Raw genomic sequence first — 4,467 nt, 5'->3', positions numbered from 1 at the left:
GACGTCGTGAAGGCCGCCCAGGACGCGGGCCGCAGCACCTTCAACCTGTTCTTCTTCCTGACGATCGCAGCGCTCATCTATCTCGCGATCACCACCATTTCGAACTTCGCGCTCGTCTGGCTCGAACGCCGCTATTCGGTGGGCGTGCGCCACGCGCAACTCTGAGGAAAGCCCCGCCATGAACGAAATCCTCCAGCAATTCGGCCGCGCGTTCCTCTACTGGGACGGCGAGCACGTGTCGGGCCTCGCGATGACGCTGTGGCTGCTCGTGATTTCCGTGGCCTTCGGCTTCGTGTGCGCGGTGCCGCTCGCCGTGGCGCGCGTGTCGAGCCGCCGCTGGCTCTCGCTGCCGGTTCGCTTCTATACCTATGTGTTTCGCGGCACGCCGCTCTACGTGCAGTTGCTGCTCATCTACACGGGCGTGTACAGTCTCGCGTTCGTGCGCTCGGAGCCGCTCCTCGACGCGTTCTTTCGCAGCGGCCTGAACTGCGCGATTCTCGCGTTCGCGCTGAACACCTGCGCGTACACGACGGAGATTTTCGCGGGCGCGATTCGCGCGACCACGCACGGCGAAGTCGAAGCAGCGCGCGCCTACGGCATGAGCCCGTTTACGATGTACTGGCGCGTGGTCCTGCCTTCGGCGCTGCGCCGCGCGCTGCCGCTGTACAGTAACGAGGTGATCCTGATGCTGCACGCGACCACGGTGGCCTTCACCGCGACCGTGCCCGACATCCTGAAGGTCGCGCGCGACGCCAACTCGGCCACGTACCGCTCGTTCGAGTCGTTCGGCCTCGCGGCGCTGATCTACTGTGCGGTATCGTTCGTGCTGGTGGCTGCCTTCCGCCGCGCCGAAAAGCGCTGGCTCGGCCACCTCGCCGTGCGTAGCCGCTGAACACGTCACGTGCGTATCCACCGAGCACGTTCCGTGCGTACCCACTGAGCACGACCCGTGCGTACCCGCCTGGACTCGCCCGGCACGCCATTCCCAAAGGAGACCATCTTGGCTCACACGACGCAAAGCGCGACGCAATCCGAAGCGAGCAAGCTCGTTGCCCGCGACATCCACAAGCGCTATGGCGACAACGAGGTGCTCAAGGGCGTCTCGCTCGACGCGAAGAAGGGCGACGTGATCAGCATCATCGGCGCGAGCGGCTCGGGCAAGAGCACGTTCCTGCGCTGCATCAATTTCCTCGAGAAGCCGAATGCGGGCGAGATCGTCGTGGACGGCGAGACCGTGCGCACGAAGGCCGGCCGCAACGGCGACCTCGACGTGGCCGACCACAAGCAGCTGCAGCGCATCCGCACCAAGCTCGCCATGGTGTTCCAGCACTTCAACCTGTGGTCGCACATGAACGTGATCGAGAACGTGATGGAAGCGCCCTTGCACGTGCTCGGCGTGCCGCGCAAGGAGGCCGAGGAGCGTGCGCGGCAGTATCTGGAGAAAGTGGGGCTCGCGCCGCGCGTGGAGAAGCAGTATCCCTCGCATCTCTCGGGCGGCCAGCAGCAGCGCGTGGCGATCGCGCGCGCGCTCGCCATGCATCCGGACGTGATGCTGTTCGACGAGCCGACCTCGGCGCTCGACCCCGAACTCGTGGGCGAGGTGCTCAAGGTGATGCAGAAGCTTGCCGAGGAGGGCCGCACGATGATCGTCGTCACGCACGAAATGGGCTTCGCGCGCAATGTGTCGAATCACGTGATGTTCCTGCATCAGGGCCGCACGGAGGAAGAGGGCACGCCCGCGGACGTGCTCGGCGCGCCGAGGAGCGAGCGCCTGCGCCAGTTCCTCTCGGGCAGCCTCAAGTAAGCGGCGCTGCGTTCTTGCCGCTCTCGCGCGTTGCCTTGCCGATGGTCCGTTCCGCCGTGCCTCCTCCCGCTCCCCTTCCCGTCGCCGCGCCGGGCGGCCCGGCGCAGGCCGCTCGCGCGGGGCGCACGACGCAGGTCGCGATCGTCGCGCTCCCGCCCGTCTCGATGTCGGGCGTGGGCCCGATCGTCGACGCGCTCAATCTCGCCAACGAAATCGACGGCCGCGCGCTCTACCGCTGGCAGATGTGTTCGTGGAACGGCCGCCCGGTGCCGCTCGCGGGCGGTGCGCAATGGGCCGCCGACTGTGCGTTCGGCGACGCCGTATCGTGCGACTGGCTCATCGTCGTGACCGAGCGCTACCAGCAGTTCGCCGACTACCGGCTCTTTCTCGCGAGCCTCGCGCGCGTGGGGCAGCGCACGCCGCTCGTCACGGGCATCCACCACGGCATCTGGTGGCTCGCGATGGCGGGGCAGTTGCAGGGCTATCGCGTGGCCGTGAACTGGGAAACCTATCAGCAGTTCGCCGAGCAGTTCGAGCGCACCATCGTCACGCAGCACATCTACGAAATCGACCGCGACCGCGCGACCTGCGCGGGCGGCCAGGCGACGCTCGACTTCATGCTCGCGATGATCGGGCGCGATCACGGCCCCGAGCTTGCCGATCGCATCGCCGACGCGCTCGGCGCGAGCACGCTCAGGAGCGGCGACGAGCGCCAGCGCATTCCGTTCGTGACGGCGCCGGGCGAGCGCCATCCGCGCCTGAACGACGCGCTGATGCTCATGGAAGCCAACATCGAAGATCCGCTCACCACCGACGACATCGCGAATCTCGTGGGCGTGTCGCGGCGCCAGCTCGAGCGGCTCTTTCGCCAGTATCTGGGCGCGATGCCGTCGAAGTACTACCTCGGGCTGAGGCTGGCGAAGGCGCGCTCGCAGTTGCAGCGCACGAGCAAGTCGGTGGTGCAGATCAGCCTTGCGTGCGGGTTTTCGTCGGCCGCGCATTTTTCGAACGCTTATCGCGAGCGCTTCGGCGTGACGCCGCGCGAGGATCGCCGCAACTGGATCGAGCGCCAGCACGGCGGGGCGGCGGCCGCCGAGCCGCGCGCGGGCGCGCTCGTCGAGCCGCCTGAAGCCGGATGAGCGTGTGGCTGCGCCGCAGGGTGCGCCGTTTATGCGGTTCAGCCGGGTTCAGCCGGTTCAGCCGGGTTCGGCTGAGTACAGCCAACATTGACCGGGCCATCACGCCGTGCACGAAAGAACGCGTCGCCCCTGCGCAAGACGTTTGTGCCGAGCTTGCCTACACTGCTTCTGCTAACGGATGCGAAGGGCGCCGCCCCGAGCCGCATCGACCCTGAATTCGAGCCGTATTGAGCTGTATTGAGCCACGCATTGAGTGAGAGAGGAATCGCCATGAACGACCAGACTGTGAGCCGCAAGACCTTCGACGAAGTGATGGTGCCGTGTTTCTCGCCCGCGCCGTTCGTACCCGATCGCGGCGTCGGCTCGCGCGTGTGGGACACCGAGGGGCGCGACTACATCGACTTCGCGTGCGGCATCGCCGTGACCTCGCTCGGCCACGCGCACCCCGAGCTGCTGCGCGTGCTGCACGAGCAGGGAGGCAAACTCTGGCACATCGGCAACGGCTACACCAACGAGCCCGTGCTGCGCCTCGCGCGCCAGCTCGAATCGCTCACCTTCGCCGACCGCGCGTTCTTCGCGAACTCGGGCGCGGAAGCGAACGAGGCGGCGCTCAAGCTCGCGCGCCGCGTGGCGTTCGAGCGCCACGGCGCCGAGAAGTTCGAAATCATCTCCTTCACGCAGTCGTTCCACGGCCGCACGTTCTTCACCGTCAGCGTGGGCGGCCAGCCGAAATATTCCGAAGGCTTCGGCCCCGTTCCCGGGGGCATCACGCATCTGCCGTACAACGACATCGAGGCGGCAAAGCGCGCGATCGGCGCGCAGACCTGCGCCGTGATCGTCGAGCCCGTGCAGGGCGAAGGCGGCGTGATTCCCGCCGATCCGGCATTCCTGCGCGCGCTGCGCGAAGCCTGCGACGCGCACGGCGCGCTGCTGATTTTCGACGAGGTGCAAACCGGCGTGGGCCGCACCGGCCACTTCTACGCCTACGAGGACACGGGCGTGACGCCCGACATCCTCACGACGGCGAAGGCGCTCGGCAACGGCTTCCCGATCGGCGCGATGCTCACGACCGAGCCCATCGCCGCGCATTTCAAGGTGGGCGTGCACGGCACGACCTACGGCGGCAATCCGCTCGGCGCGGCGATTGCGGGCAAGGTGGTCGAGCTCGTGAGCGACCCGGCGGTGCTGGCGGGCGTGCGCGCGCGCGGCGAAGCGATTCGCGGCAAGCTCGCGAAACTCAACGAGCGTTTCGACATGTTCAGGGAAGTGCGCGGCAAGGGCCTCCTGATCGGCGCCGAACTCACTGAGCGATTTGCGGGCCGCGCCAAGGACTTCAACGCGGCGGCCGCGAATCGCGGCGTGATGATGCTGATCGCGGGCCCGGACGTGCTGCGCTTCGCACCGTCGCTCGTCATTCCGGAAGCCGATCTGAACGAGGGCTTCGCGCGCCTCGAACAGGCTTTCGAAGACGTCATCGGCGCGCGCTGAACGCCGCGCGCCATCCGACAATTTGCAACCCCCGCG

General features: G+C 67.4%; 4 protein-coding genes and 1 pseudogene. All 5 read left to right on the top strand.

Going from position 1 to position 4,467, the window contains the following annotated elements; genetic code table 11:
• Positions 1 to 165: pseudogene (locus VMJ11_RS29165) on the top strand (histidine ABC transporter permease); the annotation flags it as partial.
• A 13-nt stretch (positions 166 to 178) separates the two neighbouring features.
• Positions 179 to 892 carry an ABC transporter permease gene (locus tag VMJ11_RS29160; protein WP_325624217.1) on the top strand — a complete coding sequence of 238 codons (714 nt, stop codon included), beginning with the start codon at positions 179 to 181 and terminating at the stop codon, positions 890 to 892.
• Between the two features lie 108 nt (positions 893 to 1,000).
• Positions 1,001 to 1,804 (top strand): ABC transporter ATP-binding protein, encoded by an 804-nt coding sequence (locus VMJ11_RS29155; RefSeq protein ID WP_325624216.1) that lies wholly within the window; start codon positions 1,001 to 1,003, stop codon positions 1,802 to 1,804.
• A gap of 164 nt (positions 1,805 to 1,968) precedes the next feature.
• Positions 1,969 to 2,943, top strand: coding sequence for a GlxA family transcriptional regulator (locus tag VMJ11_RS29150; RefSeq protein ID WP_414694491.1), 975 nt, complete (start codon positions 1,969 to 1,971; stop codon positions 2,941 to 2,943).
• A gap of 270 nt (positions 2,944 to 3,213) precedes the next feature.
• Positions 3,214 to 4,431: an aspartate aminotransferase family protein gene (locus VMJ11_RS29145; protein WP_325624213.1), complete on the top strand. Its 1,218-nt coding sequence runs from the start codon at positions 3,214 to 3,216 to the stop codon at positions 4,429 to 4,431.
• The last annotated feature ends 36 nt before the right edge of the window (positions 4,432 to 4,467 follow it).

Origin of the sequence: Paraburkholderia sp. (assembly GCF_035501035.1) — a bacterium.
In the GTDB taxonomy this organism is placed as follows: domain Bacteria; phylum Pseudomonadota; class Gammaproteobacteria; order Burkholderiales; family Burkholderiaceae; genus Paraburkholderia.
The sequence above is the reverse complement of the archived record's forward strand: the minus strand, read 5'-3'. Positions and strand labels throughout refer to the sequence as shown.